Genomic DNA, 16,158 nt, shown 5'->3' on the forward strand with positions numbered 1-16,158 from the left:
GGGCCTACCTTGGATCCGGGACACTCAGGATCTCGCGCTTGCGATTCTCCACCACAGCTCCTCCGCGGACCCATTCGTCGTAGATCGCCCAGCCCCGGGGAATCAGTGCCTTGGCACGGCCGAAGCGATCCGGGGAATTGAGAAGCACCACGATCAAGCGACGGGGCGTAACTCCCTTGCTGCCATCGGCTTTCGGGCGGATAAGCGGGGCTCGTTCAACCGCGACGGACAAGCACTCACCCGCCGCCCGCGTCGTGCCGGTTTTCAGACCGATGATCGTCTCCGAGACGAGTTCATTGGTGTTGTTGACCTTGAAGGTCCGCGCCCCCTCGGCACCGTTGACAGTCACCTCTCGCACCTTCTGGCGACTGATGAAAGTGAAGCCGGGCCGGCGCATCGCATAGATCGAGAGCTTGGCGATGTCGGCCGCCGTCGAAAGACCCACACTACTCGGGAGTTCCAGACCGTGAGGGTTGGTAAACTTGGTTTTCCCCATCTCCAACGCTTCGGCGAGATGATTCATCTCCACCACGAATGCCTGCACCGGATCCCCGCTGCGCCCCTTGCGGGCGAGGAACTCACGCCCCACATGGTCGGCCAGCGTGAGCGCGGCCGCGTTGTCGGAACCCATCACCGCCGAACTCAGGGCGTCGAGCATGCTCATCCGCTCCCCAGGCACCAACTTCATGGGATTCGCTCCCGGAAGTTGCGCGACGGACGCGGGCACCACGACCTCACGGGTTGCGACATCCACCCCGGCCGCCTCGGCCCAATCCACGACCAGCACCGCCGTGGCGACCTTTGTCAGACTCGCCACCGGGCGCTTGACCGTCGAATTCGTCGCAATGAGCACCTTCCCCGAGTGGGCTTCCACCACCATCAGGGCCTCATTTCCCGGCGCCAAACCCGCCGAAAACGTAAAAATTGCCGCCACAGCCCTTCGGATCCACGCGATTTTCCTCGTCACGGCGACACTCTACCGCCGCCCCCATTCCGCTCAATCCCAATCACCGCGGGGACCAAATCGCGCCTTGCCATGCCCAAGGCTTGCCGTAGCCTGCCGCCCGAACGGCTGTCCGGCCCACCGGGTCGGAAGCCGCCACCCAGACCGGGCCTCCTTGCAAACCGCCGCCCGGCCCTTTGGAGAATCATCCGTCCCGCTACGCAGAGGATGGTTTTCCCCGGCACCAAAAAGCCGGCGGGCCCCGACGGAGAACCGGCCGGTAGCCGGCGCGAAACGATCGCAAGACTTCACGCCGCCGACCTCAGATGCAGGGCCCGACCAACACAACAACAACATGTCGAACGCAACATCCGAAAACCGGGGCAACGGCGAAGGCCAGCGACGCCGCCGTTCCCGCGGAGGGAGAAACCGCAACCGTAACCGCCAAGGCGGAAACCGCGAAGGAAACGCCCCCAAGCAGGGCGGAAACCAACAGGGAGGCAACCGCCAGGGCGGTGGTCGGAACCGTCAGGGAGGTAACCGCCAACGCCGGCGCGCTCCCAAGCCAAAGCCGCTCACCTGGTGGCAGAAGCTGCTGAAGGCGATCGGACTCTACAAGGAGCCGACGCCCCCAGCGCGCACTCCGAAATCCAACACGCGCAATGCACGGACCGAGGACGGTCCGAAGAGCGACGGCCCGAAGAAGTCCTCCAAGCCGAAGCAGAAGAGAGAACGGAAGTCCGAGGACACCCGCGGGCCGATCTCGACCGACAATGTCGAAACCAAACGCCTGTATCTTGGCAACCTCTCCTACGAGGCCACCGAGAGCGACCTCGAGGAACTGTTCCGCGGCGTCGGCACGGTCCGCCGCGTCGAGATCGTCTACAACCGCAAGACCCATCGCTCGAAAGGCTACGGATTTGTGGACATGCTCAATGTCGATGAAGCCAAGCGCGCCGTCGAAGTGCTCCACGAACAGTTCTTCATGGGCCGCAAGCTCGATGTGAGCGGCGCCAAGTCGGAAGGCCCGGTCGAGACCGAAGAGCCGAAGGCTGAGGAGAAGACGGTTCAGCAGATCGTCGACGAGGCTCCCGCCCCGGAACCGGCAGCCGTCGAGGAAACTCCGGAACCGGTCGCCGAGACGACCCCAGAGCCGGTCGCCGAAGCCGCACCGGAACCGGCTGCCGAAACCACTCCGGAGCCGGCACCCGAGCCCGAAGCGCCCGCAGCCGAGGAATCGGCTGAGGAAGAAAAGCCGAAGGCTGAGTAACCCCGAGCTTCCATAATTCCCGCGCCCCGCCCGGCTTGCCCGAGCGGGGCGTTTTTCATTTCCTGACCCGCGATGCGCATCGATCGTCCCGTCTTCCTCTGCGGCCCGACCGCGTCGGGGAAAAGCAGTCTCGCGATCGAACTCGCGCGCCGCATCGATGGTGAGGTTATCAATGGCGATGCGTTCCAGCTCTACCGGGGCGCACCGGTGATCACCGCCGCACCAAGCCCCGCCGAAATGGCGGAAGTTCCTCACCACCTTTATGCGGTCCTCAATCCGGCGGAGACCTGCGACGCGATGCGCTACCGGGATCTCGCTCTTCCGGTTTTGGAAGACGTGCTCTCGCGAGGGCGCACGCCGATCGTGACGGGAGGGTCCGGCCTTTATCTGAAGTTCCTCACCCACGGGCCCTCACCCCTCCCACCCGGCGACACCGAGCTGAGGGGCCAACTCGATGCCGAACCGCTCGACGTCCTGGTCTCGCGTCTGACCGAACTCGATCCCGTCGAAGCCGCCCGCACCAACCTGACGAACCGTCGCTACGTCAGCCGTGCTCTCGAGATCTGCCTGCTCGCGGGGAGGCCCTGCTCCGAACTACGGGACGGCTGGGAGCGAAGGACCTCTGAGATCGACCGATCCCTGCTCGGAATCTTCATTCAGCGGGAACGTCCGGATCTGCACCGTCGGATCGAACTCCGGACCCGTCAGATGATGGAGGGCGGCGCGGTCGAAGAGGTCGCGAGTCTGACCGAAGACGCCGCTGGGCTCGGGAAAGCGATCGGGATTCCCCAGATCCGGGACCATCTCGCCGGCCGGACCGACAAGAACACGTGTGCTGATCTGATCGAAGCCGCCACGCGCCAGTATGCGAAGCGGCAGGAGACCTGGTTCCGCCGTGAACAGTGGCTTCGTCCGGTGCGCTGGGAACCGGATACCCCCCCACCCGTCGAGCGAGCGCTCCAATTGTTGCAAGATGCCCAAGAAGGCACGGGGGTGGATCGTTGATCCTCGTGATGAAGCCTCTGCTCCTCTCCCTCGGTTTCGCCATCCTGCAACTCCGGGCGGCCGAGGTGGGAGAGCCTCTCGACAAGCTTCCTCCCAGCATCAAACCGGCTGAGAAGACGGTGTCGCTCCACGCCGACTACGAGCATCCCGGTGAGGATGGCAGCATCCCGGTATACCTCGTGAACCGGACCGACGATCCGCTGCCCTTGGGCGCCCAAGACGGCGACATCTATCTCAAGCTTGAGATCATGCGACCCGACGGCACGTGGGTCCGGGCCCAACCGCACGCCTACAGCTGGTGCGGCAACAGCTACATGGCCTCGCCGACGATCGCGCCCGGAACGTTCTACCGGGTGCCCGGCTTCCAGCCGAAGGATGGCGAGGAGCACAAGATCCGCTTCGCTCTCCACGAGCAGGAGATCCAACTGGTCACCCAGACCGGAACCGGAAGGGCTTCGGAGCGTGACATCGACCTGGCGTCCCGCGACGCCATGGCCATCAAGGAGGGCAGCTTCAAGTTTGTCACCAAGGTCGCGCTCGGCGAGCTCGAACTGAAGAACGAGATGGACCACATCAGCGACCTCCAGAAGCAGGCGATCTACGTGCTCGGAAGCGGGCGCTTCGAGACGGAAAAGGCCCGCAAACTCCTCAAACGGATCCTTGCGAAGTTCCCGGAACGCGAGCAGGAAATCCGCTGGTCGATGAGTCGGCTGGAGGAGGATTCCGACGACTAACCTACGTAAATCAGCGATCCAACAAGCTTTGACGGGCGACGGGATCGACGGCAAAGTCGGCGCATGCAGACCGCGCAATTCGAGCACGCGATCGAGAACATCCTGCGCCGGGACCGTCGTTTCGATCCCCAGGCCTACTTGTTTCTCAAGGACTCGCTCGATTTCACGCTCAAGCGGGCCTCCGAAGGCAATGGCGGCCAACCCCGCCACGTCAGCGGCAAGGAACTCCTCATCGGCTTCCGCGATCTCGCCCTCCAGGAATTCGGCCCGATGGCCGGCACCCTGATGAGCGAGTGGGGGCTTCAGGACACCCGCAACGTCGGCGAGATGGTTTTCCTGCTGATCGATGAGCAGATGTTCGGCAAGCAGGACTCGGACACGCTGGAAGACTTCGAGGACATCTACGACTTCCACGAGGCCTTCACCCTGCCCTTCACTCCGAAGAGCCGGCTGGAAACCAGCGACCGGAACTGAGTCCGGCTCAGCCGCCTTGGCCACCGAGCCAGTCCGACAGCACTTCGAGCATTCCTGCCGCGGCGGCGCGTCCCGTCTCCACCACGTCGCCATGGTCCAGCACGGCTTGGGGCATGCCCGCGGCGAAATTCGTGAGACACGACAGCCCGACCACCCGCAAGCCGAGTGCCTTTGCCTGGATCGCCTCAAGCACCGTGCTCATGCCGACCGCGGTCGCGCCGAGCGACCGGAGCATCCGGATTTCCGCCGGGGTTTCGTACTGCGGTCCCCGTAGTCCGGCATAGACTCCCGCCCCGAGCTCGAGCTTCCTCGCAGCCGCCACATCCGTGATCTGCTGCCGCCAGCACGCGTCGTAGATCTCGCTCATGTCGACGAAGTTCGGCCCGCCTTCCAAGGGCGACGTCCCGGTGAGGTTCAGCTGGTCGTCGATCCTCATCCACGAGCCCGGCGGCAGATCGGGAGCAAGGCTCCCTGCCGCGTTGGTTAGCACCACACCCTCGATGCCGTTCTCGGCCATCCAGCGAATCCCGGCCGTCACCGCCTTCGCATCGTGACCTTCGTAAAGATGCACCCTGCCCCGCATCACGATCACCTCCCGCCCGGCAAACGAGCCGAGAACGAACTCGCCCTGGTGTCCGGGCACTCCGGACGCCGGCAGACCCGCTTTCGCAAACGGAACCGACGAGTCGACCTCCATCCGGTCGACCAGCGATCCGAGCCCGGATCCGAGCACCATTCCCAAAGGCTTCATGGCAGTTGAAGATAGCACGGAGTCACGTGCATTACGAGTAGTGGCTAACGTGACCCGATCTTTTCGCGAATTCGGCCGGCAAGGTGTTCCAAACGCGGAACCGGCACCCCCGCAGCCTTCGCCTGTCGCAGTGGCTCACCCCAGATCGCCTCATACTCAACGGCACGCCCTTCGACGTAGTCAATCATGCTCGACGGCCGATATGGCCCCATCGGCCGGGTCCGCCCAATCTCGAAATCCACAACGCCTTCGTCGATCGAGAGGCCCTTGGCATTCGCTGCCGAGATCACCTCCCGCATGAGAGCCTCTACCTCCCGCTCAATCTCCGGATCGGCAAGCAGGACATCGGTGGTGACCCCTCCCTCCGCGATCGCCAGGCCATTGAAAGGAATGTTCCAGACCAGCTTGCGCCACTGCGCCCGCTCGAGATCCTCGACCGCCTCGCATTTCACGCCCGCCGCCTCAAAAGCCGCAGCCAACCGCGTCGCCCTCGGGATCCCCGGTTCGGGTCGCCATTCGCCAATCGTGACCCTACCGCCCGCGGTGTGCCGCACGTAGCCTTCGGAAAGCCGGTTGAGACAAACGAAGCAAAGCCCCCCGAGCACCCGTTCCGGGCCGATGATCTCCGCCAGAGCCTCACAATTCCCGAGCCCGTTCTGCAACGTCAGCACCTGGGTTCGCTCATGAAGCATCGGCTTGAGAACCTCCGCGAGGCGTTCGTTCGCCGTCGCTTTCCAAGCCACGATCACCCAGTCGACCGGTCCGATTTCAGATGCGTCCGAGAAGCCCTGCGCCGGATGAAGCGTCGCATTGCCGTCGACGCTTTCCAACCGGATCCCCTCCTTCATCACCACCTCGTAGTCCGAACGCAGCATGAACCGTACGTCCTCCCCATTCAGCGCCAGGCGCGCGCCGTAATGCAACCCCACCGCCCCGGCCCCGACCAGAGCCACCGATCCGTTCAACACACCCGCCATCTTCAGCTTCCCCGATACTCCGTCGCCAGGCGCTTCGCGGTCGCCACCGTGTTGCGGTGGAGTTTGGCCGTGAACTCGGTCTGACGGTTGTAGCCTCCGCCGTAGAGCACCGTGACCGGCACCCGGTTGCGGAGGAATGCGCCGAGCAACACTTCATCGCGACGCTGGAGATCCTTCACCGAAAGGTGCATCTGCCCGAAGCGGTCGTTGCTGTGATTGTCGGCACCGGCAATCCAGATCACCAGATCCGGCGAAAACGTATCCAAGGCCGCCGCCAAGGTGCTGAAGAGCTGTTTCAGATACATCTCACCTTCGACGTAGCGAACGGTTTCGACGTCCATGGAACCCTTCACCTTAAGCGTCGGGTAATTGCGACCGACGTGGATCGAATAGGTGAAGACGCGCGGGTCGTCGGCAAGAATCGAGGCGGTGCCGTTGCCCTGGTGGGCATCGGTATCGACCACCATCACCCGGATTCCCGGACGCTTCGCCTGCAGGTCGCGGATGGCAACCGCCACGTCATTGAAAACGCAGTAGCCCTCGCCATGCTCATGGAACGCGTGGTGGGTGCCGCCGGCGAGGCAAACGGCCACGCCTTCCTCAAGCGCGGCGTAACACGCCTGCCGGGTCGCCTCCACCTCGATCGCGCTGCGTTGGTAGAGCTTGGGAGTCACCGGAAGACCGATCCGCAGGGCTTCCTTCGGGTCGAGTTGCCCGCGGTAGATCCGGTCGAGATAATGGATGTCGTGTACATTCCGGAGCAGCTGCGGAGCGACTTCCGGAACCTCGACAATATCCTCGGGCTTCAGGATTCCGCCATCGAGCAGCATGTCCTTCGACACGCGGAACTTCTCCATCGGGAACGGATGGTCCTTGGGAAGCTCGAGCTCAAGTTCGGTGGAATAGAAGCAGCGCATCGGGGGTCACCGCTACGCAATCACAGGCCCCGTGGCTTGCCCAACGAAATTCGGGGCTGCCGCGAACTTGTCCGGTGCGGGGACCGAGCTACGCCAGCCCGAGCACCTCGTCGGCCTCGCCCCGGACCTGCCGGTAGACGTTCGGATCGTCGGCCAAGCTGTGCCCGTAGGATGGCAGCATTTCCTGCAAGGCGGGGCGCCACTCGTCGAGCCGGGAAGCAAAGCATTTCTCGATGATTTTCACCATCACGTCGACCGCCGTCGAGGCCCCGGGAGACGCGCCGAGCAGGGCCGCCAGCGAGCCGTCGCCGGCCGCCACGATTTCGGTCCCGAACTGGAGAACACCGCCCTTTTTCGGGTCCTGCTTGATGATCTGGACCCGCTGGCCCGCAGTCGAGAGCTGCCAGTCGTCGAGCGAAGCATCCGGGAAAAACTCCCGCAGGGCTTCGAGCCGGTCTTCCGGCGACTGCATGACCTGCTCGATCAGGTAGCGGGTCAGGTCGAGGTTGTCTTTTCCCACCGCCAGCAGCGGAACGAGATTGTTGAGTCGCACCGACCCGGGAAGGTCGAAGAGCGAGCCCGACTTGAGGAACTTGGGCGAAAAGCCGGCAAACGGCCCGAACAGCAACGAGCGGTGGCCGTCGATCATCCGGGTATCGAGGTGGGGCACCGACATCGGGGGCGCACCCACGGCAGCCTTGCCATACACCTTCGCCTGATGCCGGTCGGCGATCTCCGGGTCGCTGCAGACCAGAAACTGTCCGCTGACCGGAAACCCGCCGAACCCCTTGCCCTCGGGAATGCCGGACTTCTGCAGCAGCGGCAAGGATGCCCCGCCCGCCCCGACGAACACGAAGGGCGACTTGATCGAGCGGTTCAGCTTCAGGTCGAGATTCCGTACCGTGAGGTGCCAGCGCCCGTCCTTGGAGCGCTTGATGTCGCGCACCTGGTGATGGGTCGCGAGCTTCACTTTGTCCCGGGACTGCAGGTGATCGACCAGCGCCTGCGTCAACGAGCCGAAGTTCACATCCGTACCGCCCTTGGCAAACGTCGCGGCCACCGGCTCCCCGTCGCCGCGGCCCGAGAGAAGCAACGGCGCCCACTCGGCAATGGTCTCCCGGTCTTCCGTATACTCCATTTCGGAAAAGAAATGGTGGGCGGACATCGTCTGATGCCGGCGCTTCAGGAACGCACGATCAGCCTCCCCGCGGACGAAACTCATGTGGGGCACGGAGGTGATGAAGTCAGCCGGATCGGGCAGGATCCCCCGTTTCCCCAGAAAGGCCCAGAACTGTTTCGAGAGCTCGAAGGCCTCGTTGATCTCCAGCGCCTTCGAGATATCGATCGATCCGTCCGCCCTCTCCTTGGTGTAGTTCAGCTCACACAGGGCGGCGTGCCCGGTGCCCGCGTTGTTCCAAGGATTCGAACTCTCCCGGGCTACCTCGGCCAGGGCCTCGACAATCTGGATCTCCAGCGTCGGATCGAGCTGGTGGAGGATCAGCCCGAGCGTCGCGCTCATGATCCCTCCGCCGATCAGGACGACGTCGGGCTCGGCAAAAGTGGCCACACGCGCCGGAGCGCGCGAGTCTTCGGGGCTGTCGGTTGGCAGGGTGTCATCGGGCACGGCGGGACTACGGCATGAGCCGTGCCAGATGCACCAGCGGATTCTCGGGCCGATTCAGTGGTCCACCGGTCCGGCATCCTCCTCGCCAAACGCGGCGCGCGGCAGGCGCACGCGGTCGACCAGGTCACGGATTTCTGCCGGAGGTGCCGGAGTGAACCGGGAAACGACGATGGTGACGACGAAGTTCAGCAGCATTCCGACCGTGCCGATGCCTTCCGGGGTGATCCCCCACCAGAGCTCTGCCGACGAATTGATGAACTTGAAGTAGATGATGTAGCTCCCGGTGAATCCGATGCCTGCGAGCATGCCGGCGATCACCCCTTGCATGCTCGTCCGCTTCGTGAAGATCCCGAGAATGATCGCCGGGAAGAACGAGGAAGCGGCCAAGCCGAAGGCGAAGGCCACCACCTGCGCGACGAATCCCGGAGGATTCACCCCGAAGTAGCCGGCCACCACCACGGCGGCGCCTGCCGCCACGCGGGCAAGGATCAGCTCCGATTTCTCGGTCAAATCGGGAACGAAGGTCTTTTTCACCAAGTCGTGGGCGACCGAAGTCGAAATCACGAGCAACAGGCCGGCAGCGGTCGACAGGGCCGCCGCCAGTCCACCGGCGGCCACCAGCGCGATGACCCAGTCCGGCAACTGGCCGATCTCAGGGTTCGCGAGGACCATGATGTCCCGGTCGATGTAGAGCTCGTTCGCTGCCGATGTCGGTGGATTGTCCAGCAGCCGCTCACCGGATGTTCCGCGTATAGGCTCCCCGGAGTCATCGCTGCGAAACGTCGGATTGAACTTCGGATCACCGGGCATGCTGCCGAGGGCGGCGCCGTCACCCAGATACTGGATCTTGCCGTCGCCGTTCTTGTCGACCCATGCGATCAATCCCGAGTCCTCCCAGTTCCTGAACCAGTCGGGGATCTCCGAGTAGGATGTCTCGCTGACGGTCTTGAGCAGGTTGATCCGGGCGAAGACCGCAACCGCGGGCGCGGTGGTGTAGAGAATCGCGATGAAAAGAAGCGCCCAGAGCGCGGAGGTCCGCGCGGCAGAGGCCTTCTTCACGGTGTAGAAGCGGACGATCACGTGCGGAAGGCCCGCGGTGCCGCACATCAGGGCGGCGGTGATGCAAAAGACGTCGAGCACGCTCTTCTTGCCATCGGTGTAGGCGTCGAAGCCCAGCTCGCGACTCAGGCCGTCGAGCTTGTCGAGCACACTCACTCCCTCACCTTGGTACTCGCCACCCATCCCGATCTGCGGGACGGGATTCCCACTGATCTGGAACGAGAGGAAGATCGCCGGAACCATGAAGGCGAAGATCAGCACGCAGTATTGGGCCACCTGCGTGTAGGTGATCCCCTTCATGCCTCCGAGAACGGCGTAGAAGAGCACGATGACCATCCCGATGATCACCCCCGTATTCACCTCGACCTCGAGGAACCGGGAAAACACCACACCGACACCGCGCATCTGTCCGGCGACGTAGGTGAAGGAAACGAAGATCGCACAGACGACGGCAACGAAGCGCGCGAATTTCGAGTAGTAACGGTCTCCAATGAAGTCCGGTACCGTAAATTTGCCGAAACGTCTCAAGTACGGCGCCAACAGTAGCGCCAGCAACACGTAGCCACCGGTCCAGCCCATCAGGTAGACCGACCCGTCGTAACCGGCGAACGAGATGATCCCGGCCATCGAGATGAACGAAGCGGCGCTCATCCAGTCGGCCGCCGTGGCCATGCCGTTCGCAACACTCGGGACTCCGCCACCGGCGACGTAGAAATCCTTGGTCGATCCCGCGCGCGACCAGATCGCGATTCCGATATAGAGGGCGAAGGTCGCCCCCACCAGCAGGTAGGTCCAGAGCCTGACGTCCATCGGTCCTTTAGTCCGCGTTTCCTCCGAGAAGCTGTCGATCCAGCCGGTTCATCACCACGACGTAGACGCCGATCAGCACAAGGAAGACGTAGATGCTTCCCTGCTGGGCGAACCAGAATCCCAGTTTGAAGCCCGTCCCGGGAAGAGGAACCTCATCAAGCTTCTCGCGGAACAAAATCCCACATCCGTATGACACCGCGAACCAGACCACGAGCAACCCGGCCAGCCAGCTCAGGTTCGCTCTCCAATATCGACGCTTCGCCTCTTCCGAGGGCAAATCAGTTTTATCCATGGGTTGAGGGACGTCCTAGCAGCCCCTCCGACGGACGAAAAGGATATTGCCGCCCCTTTGTCGGGTCCCGGTTCAGGGCTCCATAAGGTCCCCTTCGAGCCGGACGAAGCCGCTCGCCGATGCCGATGGAATCGTGACCCTGACCTCGTCATCCACCAGTTGGACGGATGCTCCGGGCATCGCCACCTCCCAGGCCCCTCCCCGCAGCGGCCGGGACGCGACCGTTTGCCAGAGGCCGAGCGTCTCGGAGAACTCGACCTCCAGGCGCGCGCCGTGATCGATCGCCGGGACGAAGGAGAACACGATCTCGTCAGCAAGCCACTGGGCCGACGGGAGCAGCTCGACGGACGACTCGTCCGCATCGCCTCCGAGAATGAACTCCAGGAGATTGGCGAGGCCGTCTCCTTCCACATCGACCTCCGGTCCGGCGAATGGCTGGTCCGCATCGGGCCCGAACTCCGCGACCTGCCACTCGCCGAACGGGTCGTAGGCGAGGTTGGCCTGATCGCCGAGATAGGGCGCCGCGGCGGCGGAGGCCGAAAGCAATACCGGCGGATCGGCCGTCAGGTTCGTCGCCGGGTCGTAGCTTACGCTCATCCCCTGGAGCACCGCCTCCGTCAGCAAGGGATCCGGACGACGGAAGCGATAGTAGTCCGCCTGCGAAATCAGGTCCGGCATGCCGGTACCGGGAGGCGCGTAGTTGAAGTGATACTGGCTCTGGATGGTTCCCAGGTAGGGATTCGCCGTCTCCCAGTCCGTGTAGGCGGTGATGCCCACCTGAAGGGTCTCGCCGAATTCCGGAAACGGATGGTCGGGATTGGGATAGCGGTTCTCGACATACCAAGGTCCTGCTTCTGCATGCTTTCGAAGACAAACCACCGTGTCGCCCACCCGCACCATCTGCAGCCAAGCCTCGGTCTCGCTCTGGTCGATTCCGGTCGAGTTGTAGTAGAGGCGCGAGTCGCTGTTCCGCGTCGCCTTGATTTCGAACTGCCGGGTGCCCGGGTTCCCCGCGGAGCCGTAGCTCAGGAAAATGTAGTTCTCGGTATTCGGCACATAGTCGCTGCCAAAATCCCCGGGCGGCCAGACGGGCGTCACCGTGTAGGGATCAGGCGCCGCCTGGCTGATGGCACGCGGCGCGTGCGCGAAGATGCCGGTCAGCGAAAACGAACGGTTCGGCACTTCGGTCGGATCGCCAGGATTGTGCCGGCTCAATACGCGAACCCGCGTGGTCACGACAAAGTCGCCGGTCACTTCCTTGAAGAGCAGCAGACCGCGAAAGTTCGCGAACCACGTCAGCGGACCGGGAACGACATGGAAGCGCCCGGGCTCGGTCGCATCGATGTCCGCCAGTTCGAAGGACGGGGTTTCCCACCCTTCGAGCACCCCGAGGTCCTGCCAGTTGGCCAGAGTTGCGGCGTTGTCGAACTCATCGCTCAGAACCCAGAGATCGTCCGCATGGAGGCCGACCGAGAGCATTGAAAGCATGGAAAGCAGAGCCCGCATGACAGGAACTTACCAAGCGCGCACTGAATCACCGAGACCGAAACCACACTCCCGGCACAGTGAATGGCCGCCACCGATCCCGGGGCGTCCGGCCTGACGTATTTTCCGGTTCTTCTTGCCAGCGTGCCTCATTACCCCGTAAAGCGGCCTCCGGTCCGCGCTTTGGCATGTTCAAGGTATGGAGCATTGCCAGGCGTCTTTTCATATTCGGTGGTGATCTGAAACCCGGTTCTCGGGAACAGCCAAGACGACAGCGTCTCGCGGAATCCGACCAATGATATGAAAATGTATGTAGGCAATCTGTCCTGGGACGCGACTTCCCAGGACATCACCGAACTCTTCGCCCAATACGGAGAAGTGACCGACGTCCATCTCCCGACCGACCGTGACAGCGGCCGCCCGCGCGGCTTCGCCTTCGTCACGATGGGATCGAAGTCGGCCATGGTCGACGCCATCAAGGCTCTCGACGGCACCGAGTTCCTCGGCCGTGACCTCCGGGTCAACGAAGCCCGGCCCCGCGAAGATCGCGGCGGCGGTGGCGGCGGACGTGGCGGCTATCGCAACTGATCCCGCCCACAGCGCGATTCACTCCGACTTTTCAAGCGGCACTTCCAATCGGGAGTGCCGCTTTTCCGTACCGGCCGGCGCGATCGGAAAATCTAACCCGGATTCTACTGGCCGGACCCCCAACCCTACCCCACGTTTCTCCGCCAGTTTCCCTACGATCTGATGAACGACTCCTTCGGCCCGCCCGACCTGCCGCCGCAGCGGCAACCCCAAATGCCCCAGTTTCCGGAACTGCCCAAGCTGCCGTTTTCGCCGAAGCTGCTGCTCTTCGTCCCGCTTGTCCTCGTGCTGCTGATCGGAGTCTGGAGTTCATTCTACACGGTGGAGGCCGAGGAAGTCGGAGTGGTGACCCGTTTCGGGAAATTCCAGTCCACGCATGATCCGGGTCTCCGCTTCAAACTGCCGTTCGGCATCGACCGGGTGCAAAAGGTGGCGGTCGAGCGCCAGCAAAAGCAGGAGTTCGGATTCGGCACCCAGGGCGCGAGCAACCCGAGCCAATTCCGCAAGTCGGCTCCGGAACAACAGGCGGAAAAGCAGATGGTCACAGGCGACCTGAACGCGGCGTTGATCGAATGGGTCGTCCAGTATCGCATCCAGAACCCGACCGAGTATCTGTTCAATGTCCGCAATCCCGACGAAACGCTGCGCGACGCATCCGAGTCGATCATGCGCGAAGCCGTGGGTGACCGCACCGTTGACGAAGTGCTGACAGTCGGACGTCAGGCGATCGAGGCCGAAGTGCTGCTGAAACTCCAGGAACTCGTGAACCGCTACGAGATGGGACTGCGCATCAACCAGGTCCAGTTGAAGAACGTCGATCCACCCCGTGACGTCCAATCTTCGTTCAACGAGGTCAACAACGCCCAGCAGCAGCGGGAGGAACTGATCAACAAGGCGAACGGTGAGTACAACCGGGAGGTCCCCAAGGCCCGCGGCGAGGCGGACCGGAGCATCAGTGACGCGGAAGGCTACGCGATCCAGCGGGTCAATGAAGCCGAAGGTGACGCGGCCCGGTTCAACGCGCTCTATGCCGAGTTTACGAAAGCCCCGACCATCACCCGCCAGCGCCTCTATCTCGAGACCATGGCGAAGGTCGTGCCTGCCCTTGGCAACAAGATCATTCTGGACGAGGACGCCAAACAACTCCTGCCACTTCTGAATCTCGACCGAACCCCCACCCCACGATGAGCCAGATTCCCAAAAACGCTCTCAAGGGCTTCCTCGCCATTCTGATCCTCGCGGTCGCGGTGATCGTGCTTCCGTCCGCGCTCTACCGCGTCGCGGAAACCGAGCAGGCCATCATCACCCAGTTCGGCAAGCCGGTCGGCGAGCCGGTCACCAGCGCCGGACTGAATTTCAAGATGCCCTTTGTCCAGAAGGTCAACCGCATCGACAAGCGGGTGCTGGAGTGGGACGGCACCCCCACCGAGATGCCGACCAAGGACAAGACCTACATCCTGGTCGACACCTTCGGGCGGTGGCGCATTTCGGACCCTCTCAAGTACTTTCAGCGTCTCCGCGACGAGAGATCGGCCCAGTCGCGCCTCGATGACATTCTCGGATCCGAAACCCGCAACACGATCGCGCGCAACGAACTGATCGAAGTCGTCCGCACCACCAAGAACCGCGAGGTCGAGATCGACGAAGCCCTTGCGGAAGCGGATCTCAGCGGAAACGTCGGGGTTCTCAAGCCGATCAGCAAGGGTCGCTCTACGATGGAGAAGGAGATCCTAGGGGCGGCAGCACCGAAGCTCCTGGAGTTCGGCATCGAACTGCTCGACGTGCGCTTCAAGCGCATCAACTACAACCGCTCGGTCCAGCAACGGATTTTCGACCGGATGATTTCGGAGCGACTTCAGATTGCGGAACGCTTCCGTTCCGAAGGCCAAGGCGAGGCGGCCAAGATCATCGGCGGCATGGAAAGGGACCTGCGCGAGATCAAGTCGGAAGCCTACCGCAAGGTCCAGAGCATCCAGGGCGATGCCGACGCGAAGGCGACCCGGATCTATGCCGAGGCCTACAATCAAACGCCCGAGGCAGCCGAACTCTACAATTTCGTGCGGACCCTCGAAGTCTACGAGGAGGTTCTCGATTCGGGCACCACTCTGGTACTTTCGACCGACAGCGAGCTGTTCAAACTGCTGAAGGACGCTGAGGCACTTCCGATGACCGACGCCGTCGGCTCGCCGGAGCCTTGATCGACTCGATCCCCTAATCGACGAATCCCAGCCAGCTGCGGCCGATCAGCAGCACCACCGGCAAGGTGATCAGGCTGACGATCGTGGTGGCGACGACGACCTCGACCGCCACCGCCGGACGTCCTCCGTAGAGCTTCGCCAGAAGGATCGGAGTCATCGCCGCCGGCATCGCCGCCTGGACGATCAGCACCTGCTTGAGCTCGATCGGGGCCGGCAGGAACTTCGCGGCGCTCAGGATCACCGCGGGCAGCAGGGCGAGCCGGAACACAACACCGCCCACAGTCGCCCGCCACGACGGTCGCTCTCGGCCGATCAGGTCCATCACCACCGCGCCCGTCACGAAGATCGCCACCGGAAAAGCCCCGGCGCCAAGCCAACTCATCGTCCGGCGTAGCACTCCCGGCTCTTCCAGGCCTGTCGCCGGAACCGTCCGCATGCCGTCCCAATCAAGCGCAACCAGAATCAAGCCGATCGCCACCGCACACATCGGCCCGTTGATCAGACGTTTCCACGGAATCTCGCGCTGCCCGGAAATGAGCATCACGCCGACCGACCAGATCGCCAGTTCGACTCCGAGATTGTGGACGAACAGCATCGCGATGGCGCCGCCACCCACCCACAGCTGCTCGACGACCGGGATCGCGGTGTAACCGAAGTTCTGAACCCCGGCGGTGAGGGTGAAGGTCCGCTTGCCGGAACCTTTCTCGTAGCGCAGCAGTCCGGCGCCGAGCCAGACGATAAGAAAGCCGGTCACCGTCAACGCGAACCCGATACCGATCCCCCATGCGATCGATGAAACATTCCGGACACTGTCACTGCCGAGGATCTTATCGACGATGAAGCAGGGATACATGACGTGGAACACCAGATGCAGGATCCCGTCGTCGTGCTCCCTCTTGGTCAGCCCGACCCGCCTCAGCACCGCGCCGACAAAGATCAGCAGGTAGACGGGCAGAACCTGCCGAAGTAGCTCCAAGGTGCTTTCCACCGCGGCACCATCTTCCGCTTCCGACCGGCCGACAAGCGCAGAC

General features: G+C 63.2%; 16 protein-coding genes. 7 read left to right on the top strand and 9 right to left on the bottom strand.

Annotated features, from left to right (window positions below; translation table 11 throughout):
* Nucleotides 1–4: 4 nt before the first annotated feature.
* Entirely contained in the window at nt 5–934 is a 930-nt protein-coding gene (locus HAHE_RS21390) for a D-alanyl-D-alanine carboxypeptidase family protein (RefSeq protein WP_338687366.1), read from the bottom strand.
* A 364-nt stretch (nt 935–1,298) separates the two neighbouring features.
* Here HAHE_RS21390 and HAHE_RS21395 point away from each other — a divergent pair, with 364 nt between their 5' ends.
* The 4 genes from HAHE_RS21395 (at nt 1,299) to HAHE_RS21410 (ending at nt 4,426) form a co-directional block, all read left to right on the top strand.
* Complete coding sequence (locus HAHE_RS21395) at nt 1,299–2,213, top strand: RNA-binding protein (protein ID WP_338687368.1); 915 nt, start codon at nt 1,299–1,301, stop codon at nt 2,211–2,213.
* Between the two features lie 72 nt (nt 2,214–2,285).
* Complete coding sequence (gene miaA / locus HAHE_RS21400; RefSeq protein WP_338687370.1) at nt 2,286–3,218, top strand: tRNA (adenosine(37)-N6)-dimethylallyltransferase MiaA; 933 nt, start codon at nt 2,286–2,288, stop codon at nt 3,216–3,218.
* Nucleotides 3,219–3,226: 8 nt separating this feature from the next.
* Entirely contained in the window at nt 3,227–3,952 is a 726-nt protein-coding gene (locus HAHE_RS21405; RefSeq protein ID WP_338687371.1) for a hypothetical protein, read from the top strand.
* Between the two features lie 63 nt (nt 3,953–4,015).
* Nucleotides 4,016–4,426, top strand: a complete 411-nt coding sequence (locus HAHE_RS21410; RefSeq protein WP_338687373.1) for a Minf_1886 family protein — start codon at nt 4,016–4,018, stop codon at nt 4,424–4,426.
* 7 nt (nt 4,427–4,433) lie between these two features.
* Here the strand turns inward: HAHE_RS21410 and HAHE_RS21415 are convergent, their stop codons facing one another.
* From HAHE_RS21415 to HAHE_RS21445, 7 genes are all read right to left on the bottom strand, one after another.
* Nucleotides 4,434–5,177, bottom strand: coding sequence for a purine-nucleoside phosphorylase (locus HAHE_RS21415; RefSeq protein WP_338687375.1), 744 nt, complete (start codon nt 5,175–5,177; stop codon nt 4,434–4,436).
* 44 nt (nt 5,178–5,221) lie between these two features.
* On the bottom strand, nt 5,222–6,154 hold the full coding sequence (locus HAHE_RS21420) for a 2-dehydropantoate 2-reductase (RefSeq protein WP_338687377.1): 933 nt from the start codon (nt 6,152–6,154) through the stop codon (nt 5,222–5,224).
* A 2-nt stretch (nt 6,155–6,156) separates the two neighbouring features.
* Nucleotides 6,157–7,071, bottom strand: coding sequence for a histone deacetylase (locus tag HAHE_RS21425; protein ID WP_338687379.1), 915 nt, complete (start codon nt 7,069–7,071; stop codon nt 6,157–6,159).
* Between the two features lie 88 nt (nt 7,072–7,159).
* The gene (gene mqo, locus HAHE_RS21430) at nt 7,160–8,638 is read right to left on the bottom strand and encodes a malate dehydrogenase (quinone) (RefSeq protein ID WP_425511005.1); all 1,479 of its coding nucleotides are present in this window, start codon (nt 8,636–8,638) and stop codon (nt 7,160–7,162) included.
* Nucleotides 8,639–8,749: 111 nt separating this feature from the next.
* A complete protein-coding gene (locus HAHE_RS21435) occupies nt 8,750–10,564 on the bottom strand; it encodes a sodium:solute symporter family protein (RefSeq protein ID WP_338687382.1) in 1,815 nt (604 codons plus the stop codon).
* 7 nt (nt 10,565–10,571) lie between these two features.
* Nucleotides 10,572–10,856: a DUF4212 domain-containing protein gene (locus HAHE_RS21440; protein WP_338687384.1), complete on the bottom strand. Its 285-nt coding sequence runs from the start codon at nt 10,854–10,856 to the stop codon at nt 10,572–10,574.
* 72 nt (nt 10,857–10,928) lie between these two features.
* Entirely contained in the window at nt 10,929–12,362 is a 1,434-nt protein-coding gene (locus tag HAHE_RS21445) for a hypothetical protein (protein ID WP_338687386.1), read from the bottom strand.
* Nucleotides 12,363–12,641: 279 nt separating this feature from the next.
* Between HAHE_RS21445 and HAHE_RS21450 the strand changes: the two genes are divergently transcribed.
* The 3 genes from HAHE_RS21450 to hflC all read left to right on the top strand — a co-directional run bounded on the left by HAHE_RS21450 (nt 12,642) and on the right by hflC (nt 15,127).
* Nucleotides 12,642–12,929: an RNA-binding protein gene (locus tag HAHE_RS21450; protein WP_338687387.1), complete on the top strand. Its 288-nt coding sequence runs from the start codon at nt 12,642–12,644 to the stop codon at nt 12,927–12,929.
* 162 nt (nt 12,930–13,091) lie between these two features.
* Nucleotides 13,092–14,117, top strand: a complete 1,026-nt coding sequence (gene hflK / locus HAHE_RS21455) for an FtsH protease activity modulator HflK (RefSeq protein ID WP_338687388.1) — start codon at nt 13,092–13,094, stop codon at nt 14,115–14,117.
* Nucleotides 14,114–15,127 carry a protease modulator HflC gene (gene hflC / locus HAHE_RS21460; RefSeq protein ID WP_338687389.1) on the top strand — a complete coding sequence of 338 codons (1,014 nt, stop codon included), beginning with the start codon at nt 14,114–14,116 and terminating at the stop codon, nt 15,125–15,127. The genes hflK and hflC overlap by 4 nt, the downstream gene beginning before the upstream one ends.
* A gap of 13 nt (nt 15,128–15,140) precedes the next feature.
* On the opposite strand, the gene HAHE_RS21465 is transcribed toward hflC, so the two are convergent.
* Nucleotides 15,141–16,115, bottom strand: a complete 975-nt coding sequence (locus tag HAHE_RS21465; RefSeq protein WP_338687391.1) for an AEC family transporter — start codon at nt 16,113–16,115, stop codon at nt 15,141–15,143.
* Nucleotides 16,116–16,158: the final 43 nt, after the last annotated feature.

Origin of the sequence: Haloferula helveola (assembly GCF_037076345.1) — a bacterium.
GTDB classification, from domain to species: domain Bacteria; phylum Verrucomicrobiota; class Verrucomicrobiia; order Verrucomicrobiales; family Akkermansiaceae; genus Haloferula; species Haloferula helveola.